The sequence below is a fragment of the Stenotrophomonas sp. NPDC077421 genome (assembly GCF_049545505.1).
GTDB lineage: Bacteria > Pseudomonadota > Gammaproteobacteria > Xanthomonadales > Xanthomonadaceae > Stenotrophomonas > Stenotrophomonas nematodicola.
In genome coordinates this window covers 64,780-80,589 of record NZ_JBMWDP010000008.1, presented here as the reverse complement: position 1 = coordinate 80,589, position 15,810 = coordinate 64,780, and the positions used below count along the sequence as shown (strand labels likewise).

Annotated in this window: 15 protein-coding genes; 10 read left to right on the top strand and 5 right to left on the bottom strand. The window is 68.6% G+C overall.

Going from position 1 to position 15,810, the window contains the following annotated elements:
- Nucleotides 1–13 precede the first annotated feature (13 nt).
- Genes ACPEH1_RS06280 through ACPEH1_RS06270 form a run of 3 tightly spaced genes read right to left on the bottom strand, consistent with a single transcriptional unit; the run spans nucleotide 14 to nucleotide 4,039 of the window.
- On the bottom strand, nucleotides 14–142 hold the full coding sequence (locus ACPEH1_RS06280) for a hypothetical protein (protein WP_017355205.1): 129 nt from the start codon (nucleotides 140–142) through the stop codon (nucleotides 14–16).
- Nucleotides 139–1,761, bottom strand: a complete 1,623-nt coding sequence (locus ACPEH1_RS06275; protein ID WP_165699843.1) for a hypothetical protein — start codon at nucleotides 1,759–1,761, stop codon at nucleotides 139–141. The genes ACPEH1_RS06280 and ACPEH1_RS06275 overlap by 4 nt, the downstream gene beginning before the upstream one ends.
- A 22-nt stretch (nucleotides 1,762–1,783) precedes the next feature.
- Complete coding sequence (locus ACPEH1_RS06270; RefSeq protein ID WP_423715450.1) at nucleotides 1,784–4,039, bottom strand: type VI secretion system Vgr family protein; 2,256 nt, start codon at nucleotides 4,037–4,039, stop codon at nucleotides 1,784–1,786.
- Between the two features lie 241 nt (nucleotides 4,040–4,280).
- On the opposite strand from ACPEH1_RS06270, the gene ACPEH1_RS06265 reads away from it, so the two are divergent.
- A complete protein-coding gene (locus tag ACPEH1_RS06265; protein WP_017355208.1) occupies nucleotides 4,281–4,640 on the top strand; it encodes a DUF1428 domain-containing protein in 360 nt (119 codons plus the stop codon).
- 24 nt (nucleotides 4,641–4,664) lie between these two features.
- Here the strand turns inward: ACPEH1_RS06265 and ACPEH1_RS06260 are convergent, their stop codons facing one another.
- Together ACPEH1_RS06260 and ACPEH1_RS06255 are read right to left on the bottom strand one after the other, a co-directional pair.
- A complete protein-coding gene (locus ACPEH1_RS06260; protein ID WP_423715448.1) occupies nucleotides 4,665–5,336 on the bottom strand; it encodes a hypothetical protein in 672 nt (223 codons plus the stop codon).
- Between the two features lie 123 nt (nucleotides 5,337–5,459).
- A complete protein-coding gene (locus tag ACPEH1_RS06255; protein ID WP_262071722.1) occupies nucleotides 5,460–6,401 on the bottom strand; it encodes a histone in 942 nt (313 codons plus the stop codon).
- A gap of 608 nt (nucleotides 6,402–7,009) precedes the next feature.
- Between ACPEH1_RS06255 and ACPEH1_RS06250 the strand changes: the two genes are divergently transcribed.
- The 9 genes from ACPEH1_RS06250 (at nucleotide 7,010) to ACPEH1_RS06210 (ending at nucleotide 15,790) form a co-directional block, all read left to right on the top strand.
- Complete coding sequence (locus tag ACPEH1_RS06250; protein ID WP_017355211.1) at nucleotides 7,010–8,437, top strand: Do family serine endopeptidase; 1,428 nt, start codon at nucleotides 7,010–7,012, stop codon at nucleotides 8,435–8,437.
- A 114-nt stretch (nucleotides 8,438–8,551) separates the two neighbouring features.
- Nucleotides 8,552–8,917 (top strand): hypothetical protein, encoded by a 366-nt coding sequence (locus tag ACPEH1_RS06245; RefSeq protein WP_017355212.1) that lies wholly within the window; start codon nucleotides 8,552–8,554, stop codon nucleotides 8,915–8,917.
- 8 nt (nucleotides 8,918–8,925) lie between these two features.
- A complete protein-coding gene (locus tag ACPEH1_RS06240; protein ID WP_017355213.1) occupies nucleotides 8,926–9,426 on the top strand; it encodes a phage holin family protein in 501 nt (166 codons plus the stop codon).
- Nucleotides 9,423–9,884, top strand: coding sequence for a protein sip-5 (locus ACPEH1_RS06235; RefSeq protein WP_313243300.1), 462 nt, complete (start codon nucleotides 9,423–9,425; stop codon nucleotides 9,882–9,884). The genes ACPEH1_RS06240 and ACPEH1_RS06235 overlap by 4 nt, the downstream gene beginning before the upstream one ends.
- 116 nt (nucleotides 9,885–10,000) lie before the next feature.
- Nucleotides 10,001–11,092 carry an AI-2E family transporter gene (locus ACPEH1_RS06230; protein ID WP_017355215.1) on the top strand — a complete coding sequence of 364 codons (1,092 nt, stop codon included), beginning with the start codon at nucleotides 10,001–10,003 and terminating at the stop codon, nucleotides 11,090–11,092.
- A gap of 174 nt (nucleotides 11,093–11,266) precedes the next feature.
- Complete coding sequence (locus ACPEH1_RS06225) at nucleotides 11,267–11,977, top strand: HAD family hydrolase (RefSeq protein ID WP_017355216.1); 711 nt, start codon at nucleotides 11,267–11,269, stop codon at nucleotides 11,975–11,977.
- 28 nt (nucleotides 11,978–12,005) lie between these two features.
- Nucleotides 12,006–13,373 (top strand): leucyl aminopeptidase family protein, encoded by a 1,368-nt coding sequence (locus ACPEH1_RS06220; protein WP_017355217.1) that lies wholly within the window; start codon nucleotides 12,006–12,008, stop codon nucleotides 13,371–13,373.
- A gap of 774 nt (nucleotides 13,374–14,147) precedes the next feature.
- Entirely contained in the window at nucleotides 14,148–15,260 is a 1,113-nt protein-coding gene (locus ACPEH1_RS06215) for a catalase family peroxidase (RefSeq protein ID WP_423715447.1), read from the top strand.
- Nucleotides 15,257–15,790: a cytochrome b gene (locus ACPEH1_RS06210; RefSeq protein WP_153165432.1), complete on the top strand. Its 534-nt coding sequence runs from the start codon at nucleotides 15,257–15,259 to the stop codon at nucleotides 15,788–15,790. The genes ACPEH1_RS06215 and ACPEH1_RS06210 overlap by 4 nt, the downstream gene beginning before the upstream one ends.
- Nucleotides 15,791–15,810 lie beyond the last annotated feature (20 nt).

The following is a 15,810-nucleotide window of genomic DNA, read 5'->3' as shown; positions in this document are numbered from 1 at the left end:
CCCTCCGTGGCCTTTACAGCGCGCGCAGCAGCGCGCGCAGGAACGCCTTGACCTCGTCGCGGTACTCCACGCCGAGCCAGACCACGATGGCCATGCCCAGCAGCACAGCGACGGTCATCAGCAGGGTCTTGTTGGCATTCATGCGGCGACAACTCCGTTGGGTGCCGCAGCGGAAGCGACGGTGGGAGCATGCTGGGGATCCAGCAGCGGGGCGGGATCGGGCAGAGGCTGCATGGCCGGCGGTTCGCTCCATACCGGGATGTCGTGGTCCAGCGGGTGCTGGATCGCCGGCAGACCGTTCCAGCCCGGGTCGAGGAAGTCGCGGCCGACCGCGACGATGCGGCGGAAGAACTCGTCGCCGCCCTGGATCAGGCGCTCGCGCTCACGCTGCACGCGGTGGAAGGTCTGCTCCAGCGCGCTGTGCAGCTGGGCCTGGATGACGTCCAGCGGCGGTCGCGCCGGCTGCGTGCCGAGGCGGGCGGCGGCATCCTCGGCCTGCCCGTGCAGCGCGGTGGTCTGTTCCAGGTAGGTGCGCGCGGTGTCCTGCAGCCGCTCGCAGCGGCGTGGGTCCTGCAGCTGCAGCAGGTCCCACAGGGCCTGCGGCAGGGTGGTGGCGTGGCGGTCCTGCGGCGAGAGCGGCGTGGCAATGCGGATGGCCTCCAGCAGCTGGGTGCGGGCTTCCTCGCGCTTGCCCTGCTGGAGCAGGCAGTAGCCGGCCATGCGCTGGCCTTCAAGCTGGAACATGGGGTGCGGAATGCTGGCCGCGGCCGTGGCGGCCTGCAGGTAGCCCTGCGTGGCCTGGCCCGGATTGTTGGCGGCGAGCCAGCAGCCGGCTTCGCCGAACCAGCTCTGCATCACCAGCTCCGGTGCGGCCGCGTGGCCCTGGCTGCGCGCGGTCTGGGCGGCGCTGCGTGCCTGGCGGTACGCGTTGATCGCCTGCCCGTGGTCGCCGCCTTTGAGCCAGGCTCCAGCCACCATCATCTGCACGACCGCCTGCTGGTCCTGCCAGCCGTGGCGGTGGGCCAGCCCCAGCGCGCGCTCGGCACGGGCGGCCACCTGCTGCGGGCTGCCGCGCTCGAGCAGCAGCATCAGGTCGGCAAGCAGTTGGCGGTACAGCACCTCCGGGCCGGTGCCGGCGGACTGGGCTGCGGTGTCGCGGGCGATGGCGAACAGGTCCACCGGTGCCTCGATGCGCGCCGCCACGTGGGCATGGCGTTCCAGCAGGGGCTGCCAGCGCGGGTCTTCGTCGGTGTCCAGCAGCACCAGCCGCAGGCACTCGCCCGGCGCGGCGGCCAAGGCGGCGTCGATCCAGCGCGCGAGACCATCGCCGGGCACGCAGCGCTCCGGGTCGATCACCACGGCCAGCAGGCGCAGATGGCGTTGATGATGGGTGGCGAAGCTGTCCAGGACCTGCACCACGCCGTGCGCACTGTCCGGGTGCGCGTCGTGCGGGCCGCGCCAGCCCAGCGCGACACCCTGCGCGCGCAGTTCGTCCTGGCTGCCGAGGTAGCGTTCAAGCAGGCTCTGCTTCACCTCGCGGCTGTAGGCGAAGCCGGTTTCAAACGCGGTATCCAGGCGCAGGAAATAGTCCGGCGTGTCGCGGCCTTCGTCGTGGCGCTGGGTCTCGAAGAACGCGGCGAGCAGGCGGCTGGCGTTGGCCGGCACGCGCCACACCAGCAGGCGCCGGGTCGGATCGGCGCTGGCGTTGAGCCAGGCCTCGCCCAGGCGTTGGATGGCGCGCAGCATGGGAGTGTCGTGCATGGAAGTCCCTCCGTTGGACCGGTCAGCAGTTGAGCTTGATCTCGCTGCCGTTGACCGACACGCCGCCGCTGTTGATGACCACCTCCGAGCCGCCGGCGGAGATCCGGATCTCACCGTCGGTGACCTCGATGAAGGCACCGCCCACCGCTGCGGTCAGCTTGCTGGCCGAGCCGAGGGTCATGTCGCCGTTGGACAGCTGGCTGTGGGTACCGGTGACTTCATGATCGAAGGTGCCGTCCACTCCCACGGTGCGTGCGCCGATGTTGGTGTCCTCCACCGCGCCCTGCACACCGCGCTTGTCCAGGCCGGTGATGGTGGTCTCGCGCCCGGCCGCGTACTCCTGGGTGACCTTGCCGAGCACCTGGCGCAGCGAGGTGGCGGTGACGGTCTCCTTCCAGGTGCCGGTGCGCTGGCTGGTGTAGTTGCCGGTGAGGGTGGTACCGAAGTCGCCGGTGATGGTCTCGGTATAGCCGGCGGCGGCAATCGTCTTGGTCTGCCCGGCCTGGTAGGCCTCGGTGACTGCGCCGGTCACGTTGGTGGTGCGCGTGCCGGTCACGCCGAGGGTGTCGGTGCCGGTCACGGTGATGCCGCGGTTGGCGCCGACGCTGATGTCCTGGTTGGCGCCCACGCTCATGCTGTGGTTGACCGCCACGGCGGTGGACTTGTTGTTCTGGATGCTGGCGTTCTGGTCGTTGAGCACGGTGGTGACCATGTCGCGCTGCGCGCGCATGTTCAGCAGCTCGCCACCGGCCGTGTCATGCATGGTCATTTCGTTCCAGCCGGCACCCTTGACCGTCTTGGACTTCAGGCCGCTCACTTCCAGCCCGAACGGCGGCATGTTCTCTTCGTTGTAGACGCGACCGGTGATGATCGGCCGGTCCGGGTCGCCGTCGAGAAAGTCCACCACCACCTCCTGGCCCACGCGCGGCGGCGACACGCCGCCCATGTCGGCACCTGCCCAGGGGCTGGCGCTGCGGATCCAGCAGGAGCTGTTCTCCGCGCCATTGTCGCGGCGGTCTTCCTTGCGGTCCCAGTGGAACTGCACCTTCACCCGCCCGTAGGCATCGGCATGCAGCTCTTCGCCGGGCGGGCCGACCACGGTGGCGGTCTGCGGGCCCGGCATGCGCGGCCACGGGGTCTGGCGCAGCGGGCGGTACGGAATCCGGCGGCGCAGCACCTCGGCCTCGACGGTGTGGCTGGGCGCGTCGGCGCTGCCGAAGTCACTGGCGAAGTTGTTGCGCCCCTCCCGCTGCAGGCGCACCACGAAGAACTGGCGGTCCTCGGCGCCACGGCCGATGAAATCCGGCTGCTGCTCCAGGGCGAAGCAGCCGCCGGCCTGCAGGCCGGCCACATTGCCGGCACATTCGAACAGCTTGGTCGGCCAGGCGGCCTCTTCGTTGCGCACCGCCGCCAGCGCCTCGCCGATGCGGCTGTCGGCAAAGCGCGCGGCACCGTCGTAGCGGTACTGGGTGAATTCGGGCAGTACGCCGCGCGGGGCCTCGTTGCCGCGCACCACCCGCAGCGGCGTGCTGGGCTGCTTGAAATCAAAACTGCTCAGCGACTGCGCCCCCGGGCCCACGCGGCGGCGCGCGCCCCAGCGATGCAGCCCGGTCTGCAGCTGCACGCCCTGGTCGGCACGGAAGTACACCGGCGCCGGTTCGCCGAGCGCCACGCTCAGGGTGGAGTCGTCGCTGAGCACCAGGCTGTGGCCGTCGGCATCGTGGCGGACGCTGTAGTAGATGCCGGCGTCTTCAAGCAGGCGCGAGACGAAAGCGAAGTCCGATTCGTTGTACTGCACGCAGTACGCGAGCCTGGTCAGCCGCCCGGCATCGAGATCCAGATCGAAACGCGCCAGGTCCGGGTAGTCGGCGAACACCGCCTCCACGATCTGCAGTGCGGTCATGTCCTGGAAGATCCTGCAGTTGCTGGTGTAGTCCAGGAAGGCGAACCAGGGCGCGATCTCGGCGCGGTAGCAGGTGAACTGCGCTTCGCGGCCGACGCTGGCAAACTCGCGTACATAGCCATGCACGCTCTGGCCGTCGAACTCGTCACCCAACTGCAGGCGCAGTGGCTGGCCCACCAGTTGCTTGAGCTCGAGGCGCGGCTCGGTGGAGAGCAGCTCGATCTGGTAGGCGAACGGCTGGGAGACCTGTTCGCTGCCCTGAAAGCGTTTGACCAGGAAAGTCTGCGGGTCCAGCACGGTGTCCACACGGATCAGGCGGTGGTCCTGCTGCAACCGCGTCAGGGCATGGAGGGGCGCGAGTGATTCGGCATGCATCGGGCGTTCCTTCGTCCCATGATCGTCGAGACCCCGACTGTGCCATCGCACCATGACAGGTGCCAACTTTCTGACGCGAAGATGCGATTCATCCGATAAATGGCTTCAGCTTTGTGGAAGAAAATGCGGTTTTCATCACATTCTCCACGCGCCAATGGGCGCAGCGTGTCGACTTTCCGTGCCGTGGTTCGTCATATCACCGAGGCGCCCATTTCCGGTGCGCCCCTTCCGGAGGTGTTCCATGTCTTACATCGATGGTTTCGTCATTGCCGTCCCCACCGCAAACAAGGAAGCGTTCCTGGCCCATGCCCGCATGGGCGATGCGATCTGCATCGAGCATGGCGCCACCCGCGTGGTGGAGTGCTGGGGCGACGACGTGCCCCACGGCAAGCAGACCGACTTCTATCGCGCGGTGGAGGCCAAGGCCGATGAGACAGTGCTGTTCTCGTGGATCGAGTGGCCGGACAAGGCCACCCGCGATGCGGGCATGCAGAAGATGATGGAAGACCCGCGCATGGACCCTGCACACAATCCGATGCCGTTCGACGGCAAGCGGATGATCTACGGCGGTTTCGTGCCGGTGGTGGAACTGGGCAAGTAGGCGGCCCGGCGCAGGGCGTCGGGATCAGCGTGGGGGGTCGGGCGCGTCGTCGAGGGCCTGCCCGCCGCCCATGCCACCCATGCCGCCACCACCGCCTTTCGCACCGCCCTTGTCGGCCCCGTCGGCCTTGCCTTTGGCAGCGGCCGACGGACGCGCCGGTCCCTGCCGCGGGATCGCGACGCTGGCGGGAATCAGCGCCAGGTCGAGCGCACCACGGATGAAATCGCGCAGCGACACGACCAGTGCCGCCGTCGGCACTGCGCGCCCCTGCGCCAGTTCGGTGGCCGCGTGCGCGGCCAGGCGCACCTGTTCGTCGGTGCCGAGCAGAATGATGTCCGACAGTGCGGCCTCGACGGCATCGCGGATGCGCCGGGCGCGGTCGCTGCCGGCGGTAGCCACGGCGTCGGCCAGACGCAGCGCCGCATCGTCGGGGTGGTCCTCGTGCGGGGCATGGCGCAGGTCGCGCAGGTGGCGTGGGTCCACGTCCAGCGCGCCGGTAAAGGAGCCGCCCAAGGTCTTGTAGGCCGCGATCAGGGTGCGCAGACGTTCGTTGATCTGTCGGTTTTCGCGCTCGCGGCGCTGTTGCAGGGTCTGCATCACCAGCAGGCGGATACCCACGCCAATCAGAGTGATGACCGCCAGCCCGATCAGGGTGGACAGCATGGCCTGCCAGGAACTGAAGTCGAGACCGCGCATGAACACTCCCTCGCTTGGGAGCCTCACCGTAGCAGGCGCCAGGTGAGTGCGGCATCGGCGGCGGGCGGCTGCCTGGCCGCCGCCATGCCGCTCCCGCCCTCGGGCGGGAACGGCACGCAGGTCTTACTTGCGCGCGCGCTTGGCCGGGGCCTTGCGGGCCACGGTCTTGGCAGCGCCGGCACGCTTGGCCGGGGCGGCCTTGCGGGCAGCGGTCTTCTTGGTCACGGCCTTCTTGGCGGTGGCGACCTTCTTGCCGACAACCTTCTTGGCGGCGGCGGTCTTCCTGCCGACAACCTTCTTGGCAGCGACGGTCTTCTTGCCGACGACCTTTTTGGCAGCCGCGGTCTTCTTGCCGACAACCTTCTTGGCAGCCGCGGTCTTCTTGCCGACAACCTTCTTGGCGGCCGCGGTCTTCCTGCCGACAACCTTCTTGGCAGCCGTGGTCTTCTTGCCGACAACCTTCTTGGCAGCCGTGGTCTTCTTGGCGACGGCCTTCTTGGCGGTGGCGACCTTCCTGGTCACGGCCTTCTTGGCGGCGACAGTCTTCTTGCCAGCCACCTTCTTGGCGGTCGCGGTCTTCTTGGCGACAGCCTTCTTGGCGGTGGCGACCTTCTTGGTCACGGTCTTCTTGGCAGCGGCGGCCTTCTTGGTCACAGCCTTCTTGGCGGTGGTGGCCTTCTTGCCGGCAGCCTTGGTGGTCTTGGTCACGGCCTTTTCAGCGGCGACCTTCTTCTTGGCGACCTGCTTCTTCAGCGCGGCGGCCTCGGCCTTGGCGTTGCTCTTGGCGGTTTCCAGCTTCTTCTTGGCGGAGGCCAGGGTCTTGCCGACCGACTTGGCCGCCTTGTCGGCCTTCTTGGCGACGGTCTTCTCGGCCTTCTTGACGGCCTTCTTGACCTTGGCGACCTGGGTGGTCGCGGCCTTGCGGGCGCGCTTGACGGTCTTCTTCACCGACGCCACGGCATCTTCAGCGGTGGTGGCGATGGTCTCGCCCACTTTGCCGGCCACTTCTTTCACTTCTTCGACGCCCTGCGACAGGGTCGCGGTCACACCATTACCGTTGCTCATGATTGCCTCCTAAGGGGCCTGGTCAGTTAAATCGCTGGCGATGCTATACCGGCGCGGTCCATCGTGGAACGGTCTTGTCGCAGCCCGTGAGCCGCATCTGTGCTTGGCGCGCGGCCGACGCGGCGGCCCCTGCACCAGGTGGTGCACGGCAAACTGCTTGAAAACAGCTTCCGTGCTTGTGTCGACCGGTGCGGCAACCGTCGTTCCGTCGTCTGTCGAACGGGGTGGAGGCGGCGTGCATTTCCGCGTCGCGCATGATCGGTTCGTTGCCCCTTGCCTCCACAACTGCGCCGATTGCGAACACGAAACCGACCACGATGGGCGTGTCGGCAACCGGCGGCGGAGCCTCGGGAGGGTGGGGTGGAAGCATGCCGGTCGCGATCGACCGGCCGCCGATGCGAGGGCAACGACACGGCCTCCGCGCGGGCCATCGCCACGGGGGGAGACGGGCTGTTGAAGGCAGCCTCCCCCGCTCCAGAACAGATCAACCGGCGTCGGGTGCGCGTTTTTTCATGGCGCGTTTAGCCGCGAGCGGACACACTCATTCAGCTTGCACTACCGTATAGCCGCTTTCCCGCCCTGCACCCTCGTTACGGAACCGCCGGACCATGCGACCGATCCCGACCCTGCTGACCCTTGCCCTCGCCGCCGCATTCGGTGGATTCGTCGCCACCGCCATCACCGCGCAGCTGGACAACCGCGCTGCCGCATCGCCTGCATCGCTGGCCATTCCGGCCACCGCCGCCCTGCCCGCAGCGGTAGCCGGCCAGCCGGTGCCCTCGCTGGCGCCGATGCTGGAGCGGGCGATGCCGGCGGTGGTGAGCGTCAACACCAAGCAGGTGGTCCGGGTGCGCAACCCGTACTTCAACGATCCGTTCTTCCGCCGCCTGTTCCCGGAAGTGCCGCAGGAACGCATCAACGAATCGCTCGGTTCGGGCGTGATCATCGATGCCGCCGAAGGCCTGGTGCTGACCAATCACCACGTCATCGACAACGCCGACGACGTGCAGGTCACCCTCGCCGACGGGCGCACGGTCAAAGCCGAGTTCATCGGTTCGGACCGGGATACCGACGTGGCACTGATCCGCATTCCGGCCGACAAGCTCACCGCCCTGCCGCTGGGCAACAGCGACCAGCTGCGCGTAGGCGACTTCGTGGTGGCCATCGGCAACCCGTTTGGCTTCAGCCAGACCGTCACTTCCGGCATCGTCTCGGCGGTGGGCCGCAGCGGCATTCGCGGGCTGGGCTACCAGAACTTCATCCAGACCGACGCATCGATCAACCCGGGCAACTCCGGCGGCGCGCTGGTCAACCTGCAGGGCCAGCTGGTGGGCATCAACACCGCCAGCTTCAACCCGCAGGGCAGCATGGCCGGCAACATCGGCCTGGGCCTGGCCATTCCCTCCAACCTGGCGCGCGACGTGGTGGACCAGTTGGTCAAGCACGGCGTAGTGGTGCGCGGCACCCTCGGCATCGAGGCACAGAACCTGACCCCGCAGATCGCCCAGGGCCTGGGCTTGACCGAAGTCCGCGGCGCGCTGGTGACCCGCGTGCTGGCCGGGTCCGGTGCGGCTGCCGCCGGCCTCAAGCCGGGCGATGTGGTGGTCGCCGCCAACGGCCAGCGCGTGGACAGCGCGCAGGCGCTGCACAACGTGGAAGGCCTGCAGCCGGTGGGCAGCACGCTCACGCTGGATCTGCGCCGCGACGGCAAAGCCCTTCAGCTCAAGGTGGCGCTGAAGGAACAGGCGCGCGCGGTCACGGGCGACACCCTCGACCCGCGGCTGGGCGGTGCCACCTTCGTCGACCTTCCCGAAACGCTGCGCCAGGCCGGCGTCAGCGGCGTGCTGGTCAGCGAGGTGAAGCGCGGCAGCCGCGCCGCCGCCTCCGGCCTGCAGCAGGGCGATGTGGTCACCGAGGCCACGGTGGGCGAGTTTGCCGACCTGGCCAGCTGGCGCGCCAACTTCCAGAACCGACCGCAGCAGCTGGTGCTGCGCATCGTGCGCGGCAACGTGCGCGGCGAGCTGGTGATGCGCTGAACGGGTCAGGATGCCGTAACGCCCCTTACACCCGCGCGGTGCTATTACCTTGTGTTCCTCGCCGTCCGGTTTCGTCCGCGGTCACCATCCCCCATCGCATACAGGAGATACACGATGAGCCCCACCAATACCGAGAACCTGAAGGAACACCTGGGTGAAGCCGGTTCGCACCTGAAGTCGGCGGCCACCGCCGCAGGCGGCGCGATCAAGGGCGCCACCGGTGCCGCCACCGACGAACTGCGCATCGGCAAGGCCAACGTCAAGGCCGAGCTGTCCGACACCGCGCTGTCGGGCCTGGCCGCCGCCGAGTTCGGCGGTGCCGCGGCCAAGGAGCAGGTCGATGCGCTGATGGACAAGGGCAAGGACCTGGTCGACAGCGCGGCCGAACTGATCCGTGAGCGTCCGCTGGCCTCCTTCGGCGTGGCCTTCGCGGCCGGCTGGATCATCGCCAAGCTGGCCCGCAGCGGCGGCGACAAGTAAGCGTCGGCGTGAGCGATCAAGCCCACACGGCCGCCAACGGTGGTGCGGATTCCCCGCCACCGGATGGCGGCGACACCGCACCCCGGCTCGATGAGAGCATCCGCCAGGTCGGCCAGGCCGGGCGCGCCACCGTGGACTCGGCCAAGCATACGCTGCGCTCGCTGCGGCGCTTGGCATCGGCCGATTTCGCCCTGGCGCGCAGTGCGTTCGGGCGGGCGTTGGCATGGAGCGGCGTGGCGATCGTGTTCGGTGCGTCGGCGTGGCTGCTGCTGGCCGGCACGCTGATCGCGCTGATGCAGCATTGGGGCCTGTCCTGGTTCCAGTCGCTGCTGATCACCTCGATCCTCAGCCTGGCCGTTACCGGCTATGCGATCTGGCGCGTGTCGTTCTTCTTCCGCCACACCGGCATGCATGCCACCCGCCGCCAGCTGTCGCGGCTGGGCCTGTACGACGAACCCACCGACGACGATCCCGATGCCCATGTGGGCAGGGCGGAGGGCACACCATGAATTTCGAAGCCCTGCGCCGCCGCGTCAAGCGCGCCGAACAGGTGGTGTCGATCCGGGTCGATGAGACCCAGTGCAACTGGTTCACCCTCAGCCAGGTCTGGCGCGCCGGGTGGACACCGTTGCGCATCATCACCGTGGGCCTCGCCGGCGGTTTCCTGGCCGGCAAGCTGGAGCCGGGCACCGCGAAGTTCCACGGCGCCCGGTGGCTGCAGATGATCGGCTCGGTGTCCAATCTGATGGCCAGCGCACAGGCGGCCTTCGCCTCGATGCAGGCCAGCGAAGCGGCCGATACCGCCGAGCAGGCAGCCGACAAGGTCGACGAGGCCGCCGACGACGTGGCCTCGCCTGCCGCCGCCACGCGCCCCACATCGCCTCCACCGGCGCCACCGCGCCCGGCAGCCGCACCGTCCCAGCAACCGCAGCCCGCAGAAGCGGCCACGGATCTGTCCGAACGTTGAACCCGGCACGCCCTGCCGCACCGTGCGGCGGGGCCTCGCCTGGTCTGCACGGCCACAACACGCCGCGCGCACCCGCCCTGCCCAATAATGACGCTCCCTTCCTGCCTGCGACCTGCATGAGCGTCCCTGCCCCCCCTTCGCCCGATGCGGTCGCCGCACTGCCACCGCCCCGTCCACGCGCCCCGATGTCGCTGGTGGTGCTGGCCACGCTGGCCGTCGGTTTCACCTTGTGGGCGGCGCAGGAGGTGATCCTGCCGGTGCTCCTGGCCATGTTCTTCGCGCTGGTCGGCAACCCGATCCTGCGCCTGCTGCAGAGGATCTGGATCCCGCGCTTTCTTGGCGCGGTCCTGGTGTTGGGGGTGGGCCTGAGCGGTGCGGCCGCGTTGGGCGTGCAGCTGGTGGGGCCGGCGATGGAATGGGCCGAGGAAGCCCCGCAACAGCTGCGCAAGGTGGCTCGACAGGTGCAGAACCTGACCAAGCCGGTGCAGCAGGCCAACCAGGCGGCGGAGAACTTCGCGCGCGTGGCCGGCGGTGAAGGCAACCGCCGCGTGCAGGTGGTGCGTACCCAGCTCGACGATCCCTACAAGGTACTGACCCTGGCGCCACGCCTGGCGGCCTCGGTGCTGGCGGTAGTGCTGCTGACACTGTTCTTCATGATCTACGGGCAAAGCCTGCAGAAGCACGCCATCGCCCTGTTTCCCAGCCGTCAGCAGCAACGGTTCACCACCGACATCCTGCGCTCGATCGAACGTGAGGTTTCGCGCTATGTGCTGACCATCACCGTCATCAATACGCTGGTCGGCCTGGTGTTCTCCGGCGTTCTGCTGCTGCTCGGGATCAGTCTGCAGGAGGCCCTGCTGTGGGGCACGGTGGCGGCGCTGCTCAACTTCGCGCCCTACGTGGGCCCGTTGATCGGCGTGGCACTGATGCTGCTGATGGGCTTTGTGGAGTTCAGCGATCCGTTCCAGGCGCTGCTGCCGGCGGCCGCCTATCTGGCCCTGCACACGGTCGAGGGCCAGGTGGTCACGCCGATCGTGCTGGGCCGGCGCATGGCGATTTCGCCGCTGATCCTGATCCTCGCGCTGATGGTGTTCGGCTGGCTCTGGGGCATGGTCGGATTGCTGTTGGCAGTACCGCTGCTGGTGTGCATCAAGCTGGTGCTGGCGCGGCTGGACGGCATGCAGGGCTGGGCGCGGCTGCTGGAATGAGCGTGTCATGCCACTGGCCACTCCCCCTGGACGCGGGTCGGCGTGACCTCAGCGTGCAGCCGGACGATGGCCACGCATCCGTCAACCGCGCCTGCCACCTGCGCTGAACGGCCGGTGCCCGCGCCTGCCCGGGTGCGCCATGAAAGCCCGCGCGGGCAGGCGTAGAATAGCGGGGTGAAATTCCCTGTCCTTGCCATCACCCTCGACCTCGACGATACGCTGTGGCCGTTCGCCCCCATCGGCGCCCGCATCGACCAGGTCCTGTACGACTGGATGCGTGAACACAGCCCCGCCACCGCCGCGATGTATCCGGTAGCGGCCATGCGGGAGCTGCGCGAGCGTTCTTTCCATGACAACCCACAACTGCACCATGACCTGAGCGCGCTGCGCCGGCTGACCCTGCGCGAAGCGCTGGAGAACAGCGGTGCCGACCTTGCTCTGCTGGAGCCGGCCTATGAGGCCTTCTACGCCGCGCGCAACCAGGTGGAGTTCTACCCGGATGCCCTGGACGCGCTGGCCCGGATTGCCGCCAAGGTGCCGGTGGCCGCGCTCAGCAACGGCAATGCCGACCTGCAGCGCATCGGCCTGGCCCACCACTTCAGTTTCCAGCTCGGTTCGCGCGAACATGGCGCGGCCAAGCCCGCAGCCAGCATCTTCCATGCCGCCTGCGACCGCCTGGGTGTGCCGCCGGCCCATGTGCTGCACGTGGGCGACCATGTGGACATGGACGTGGTCGGCGCGATGCAGGCCGGCCTGCGTGGCTGCTGGATCAACCGCGTCGAACACACCTGGAACCACCCTTCGCTGCAGCCCGACCTGCAGTTCGACACCCTGACCGGGCTGGCCGACTGGCTGGATGCAGACGCATCCGTCCCACACGCCTGACCCCGCCGCGAACGGAGCCCTTTTCCGCATGACCCCGATCAACGCTTTCACCCCCGATACCGCCCAGGCGCTGCCGCTGCATGTGATGAACCGCGAGCAGTTCGCCGCGTGGCGGGGGCAGCAGTCCCCGGCGCTGGTCGCCTGGCTCGACGCGCAGCACTTCAACGGCAGTGGCGGCAGCGTGGTGCTGCTGCCCGGCGAGCACGGCCTCGCCGGCGCGATCATCGGCGTCGGCGACGCGGGCGATGCGTACGCCTACGCGCACGCCCCGTTCGCCCTGCCCGAAGGCAGCGTGTGGCAACTGGCCGACGCGCTGCCGGCGGAGATCGAAACCCTGCTGCACCTTGGCTGGGGCCTGGGCAGTTACCGCTTCGCGCGCTACCGCACGCCGAACCGCGCGCCGGCGCAGCTGGCCGCCACGCCCTCGGCCGAGGTGCGCGATGTGATCGCCGCCAGCCTGCGCGTGCGCGACTGGGTCAACACCCCCACCGAAGACATGGGCCCGCAGCAGCTGGAAGACGCCGCGCGCGAACTGGCCAGCGCACACGGTGCGCAGATCGAGGTGATCGCCGGCGATGCGCTGCTGGAGCAGAATTTCCCGTCCATCCACGCGGTCGGCCGCGCCTCGCACCGCGCGCCGCGCCTGATCGTGCTGCGCTGGGGCAACGCGGGCCAGCCGCACGTGGCGCTGGTCGGCAAGGGCGTGTGCTTCGATACCGGCGGGCTGGACATCAAGCCGGCCGACGGCATGCGCAACATGAAGAAGGACATGGGCGGCGCCGCGCACGCGCTGGGCCTGGCCGGGCTGATCATGGCGCAGGCATTGCCGGTGCAGCTGACCCTGCTGATCCCGGCGGTGGAAAACGCGATCGGCCCGGACGCGTTCCGCCCCGGCGAAGTGATCGCCACCCGCAAGGGGCTGAGCATCGAGATCGACAACACCGACGCCGAAGGCCGGGTGATCCTGGCCGATGCGCTGACCTACGCCAGCGAACAGCAGCCGGAGATCGTGCTCGATTTCGCCACCCTCACCGGTGCGGCACGCATCGCGCTGGGCCCGGACCTGCCGGCGCTCTTCAGCAACGATGACACCCTGGCCCAGCAATGGCTGCAGGCCGGTGAAAGCACGCGCGATCCGGTCTGGCGCATGCCGTTGTGGCGCCCGTACCTGCGCTACCTGCACAGCAACATCGCCGACCTGGCCAACGCCGGCTCGCGCATGGCCGGCTCGGTCACCGCCGCGCTGTACCTGGAGCGGTTCATCGCGGACGGGCAGAAATGGGCGCATCTGGATGTCTACGCCTGGAACGACGGCGAGCGCCCGGGCCGCCCGGCCGGTGGCGAAGCACTGGCGCTGCGCTCGGCATGGGCCATGCTCAAGGCCCGCTACGCGTAACCCGCGTAGAGCCGGGTTCTACCCGGCGGCCTTTCGATGGGCATCGCGGGCGCTGATGCAAGCCGCGTAGAGCCGGGTTCCACCCGGCTGCCTTTCGTTGGGTATCACGGAGGCTGACGCAAGCCGCGTAGAGCCGGGTTCTACCCGGCTGCCTTTCGTTGGGTATCACGGAGGCTGACGCAAGCCGCGTAGAGCCGGGTTCCACCCGGCTGCCTTTCGTTGGGTATCACGGGGGCTGATGCAAGCCGCGTGGAGCAGGGTTCTACCCGGCTGCCTTTCGTTGGGTATCGCGAGCGCTGACGCAAGCCGGGTAGAGCCGGGTTCTACCCGGCTGCCTTTCGTTGGGTATCACGGGGGCTGACGCAAGCCGCGTAGAGCCGGGTTCTACCCGGCTGCCTTTCGTTGGGTATCGCGAGCACTGACGCAAGCCGGGTAGAACCCGGCTCTACGGGGTTGCCTTTCGTTGGGTATCGCGAGGGCTGACGCAAGCCGCGTAGAGCCGGGTTCTACCCGGCTGCCTTTCGTTGGGTATCACGGGGGCTGACGCAAGCCGGGTAGAACCCGGTTCTACGGGGCTGCCTTTCGTTGGGTATCGCGGGGACTGACGCAAGCCGGGTAGAACCCGGCTCTACGGGGTTGCCGTTGGTTCGGCTTTATCTGGCTTGGCTATCTGCCGACGGATTCTTGTCGAAAATGTGAATATCGGCCGCGCGGCGGTTCTGACACCATGCAGGGGTCGCCACCCACACGTATCGTGAAGGCAGGAACCCGGACATGTCGCTATTCGGCTATACCCGCGCCGGCCAGGAGCCAGGCGCCCCCCGCCTGCCTTCGCCGCTGCTGTGGCTGGCACTGATCGCTCTGATCGCCGGTGTGCTGGTACTGGCGTTCGCCTGGCTGGCCGGCTGGATCGGGCGTGATCGCGCCACCGCGCAGGTCTTCACCGACAGCATCGAAGCCACCGGCCCACCGCATCCCGGCTTCCGCCGTGCGCATACCAAGGGCGTGTGCGTCAGCGGCAGTTTCCAGGGCACGCCGGAGGGTGCCGCGCTGAGTTCGGCACGGGTCTTCCGCCAGTCCCAGGTGCCGGTGCTGGGCCGCCTGTCGATCGGGGGCGGTGACCCGCATGGCGCCGACGCCAACGCGCGCGTGCGCAGCATGGCATTGCAGCTGGTCAGCGACGATGGTCAGGAATGGCGCACGGCAATGAACAGCTTCCCGTTCTTCGCCGTGCCAACCGCCGCCGCCTTCCTTGAACAGACCCGCGCGGGCATTCCCGATCCGGCCACCGGCAAACCGGACCCGGCGAAGATGGCCGCGGTGCTGGAAAAGTACCCGACGGCGCGCGCGTTCCAGCAGTGGGCCAAGACTGCCCCGTGGTCCAACAGCTGGGCCAATACCGACTACAACGGCGTCAACAGCTTCCGCTTCACCGCTGCCGATGGCAGCCACCGTTACGTGCGCTGGAGCATGCGCCCGCAGGCTCCGTTCGTGGCGATGACCGCCGAACAGCGCGCGCAGGCCGGTCTGGACTATCTGGCTGAGGAGTTCGGGCAGCGGCTGGCGCAGGGTCCGGTACGCTGGGACATGTGGGTGACAATCGCCGAGGACGGCGACCCGATCGATGATCCCTCGCAGGTGTGGCCCGCGCAGCGTCGCCAGGTGAAGGTGGGCACGCTCAGCCTGGTGGCGATGCAGCCGCAGGCCGAGGGCGCCTGCCGCGACCTCAATTACGATCCGTTGATCCTGCCCAGCGGCATTGCCGGATCGGACGACCCGATCCTGGCCGCACGGTCGGCGGTGTACTCGCAGTCCTTCAACCGCCGCGAGCGCGAAATCGCCAACGGCAAGGGTGCTGCCGCCACCGGCAGGGAGCGTGGGCAATGAAGCACGGCAACGGACACTTCAATCTCACCGCCCGCGTCCTGCACTGGCTGATGGCGGCGATGATCCTGACCATGCTGTTCGTCGGGGTGACGATGGTGGCCTCGCTGCAGTGGCGGCCGGCACTGATCGATCTGCACCGCCCGCTTGGCATCGCGATCCTCCTGCTGGCGGTGGTGCGCCTGGTCAACCGCGTGCGCCACCGTCCGCCACCGCTGCCGGCAGACCTGCCGGCGTGGCAGGCGGCCGCCGCCCATGCCTCGCACTGGGTGCTGTACGCGCTGATGCTGGCCATGCCGCTGATCGGCTGGGCGATGCTGTCGGCCGGCGGCTACCCGATCGTGATGTGGTCCGGGGTCCACCTGCCGGCAATCGTGCCGCACGACCCGGCGCTGTACGCCGCGCTGCGCAACGCGCACAGCCTGCTTGCGTACGTATTGTTCGCCACAGTGGTGGCGCATCTGTCAGCCGCGTTGTTCCACTTGTGGGTGCGCCGCGACGGCGTGTTCCAGGCAATGTCGAAGGGCCGGTAGTGCCGGCCGGGTGCCGGTCG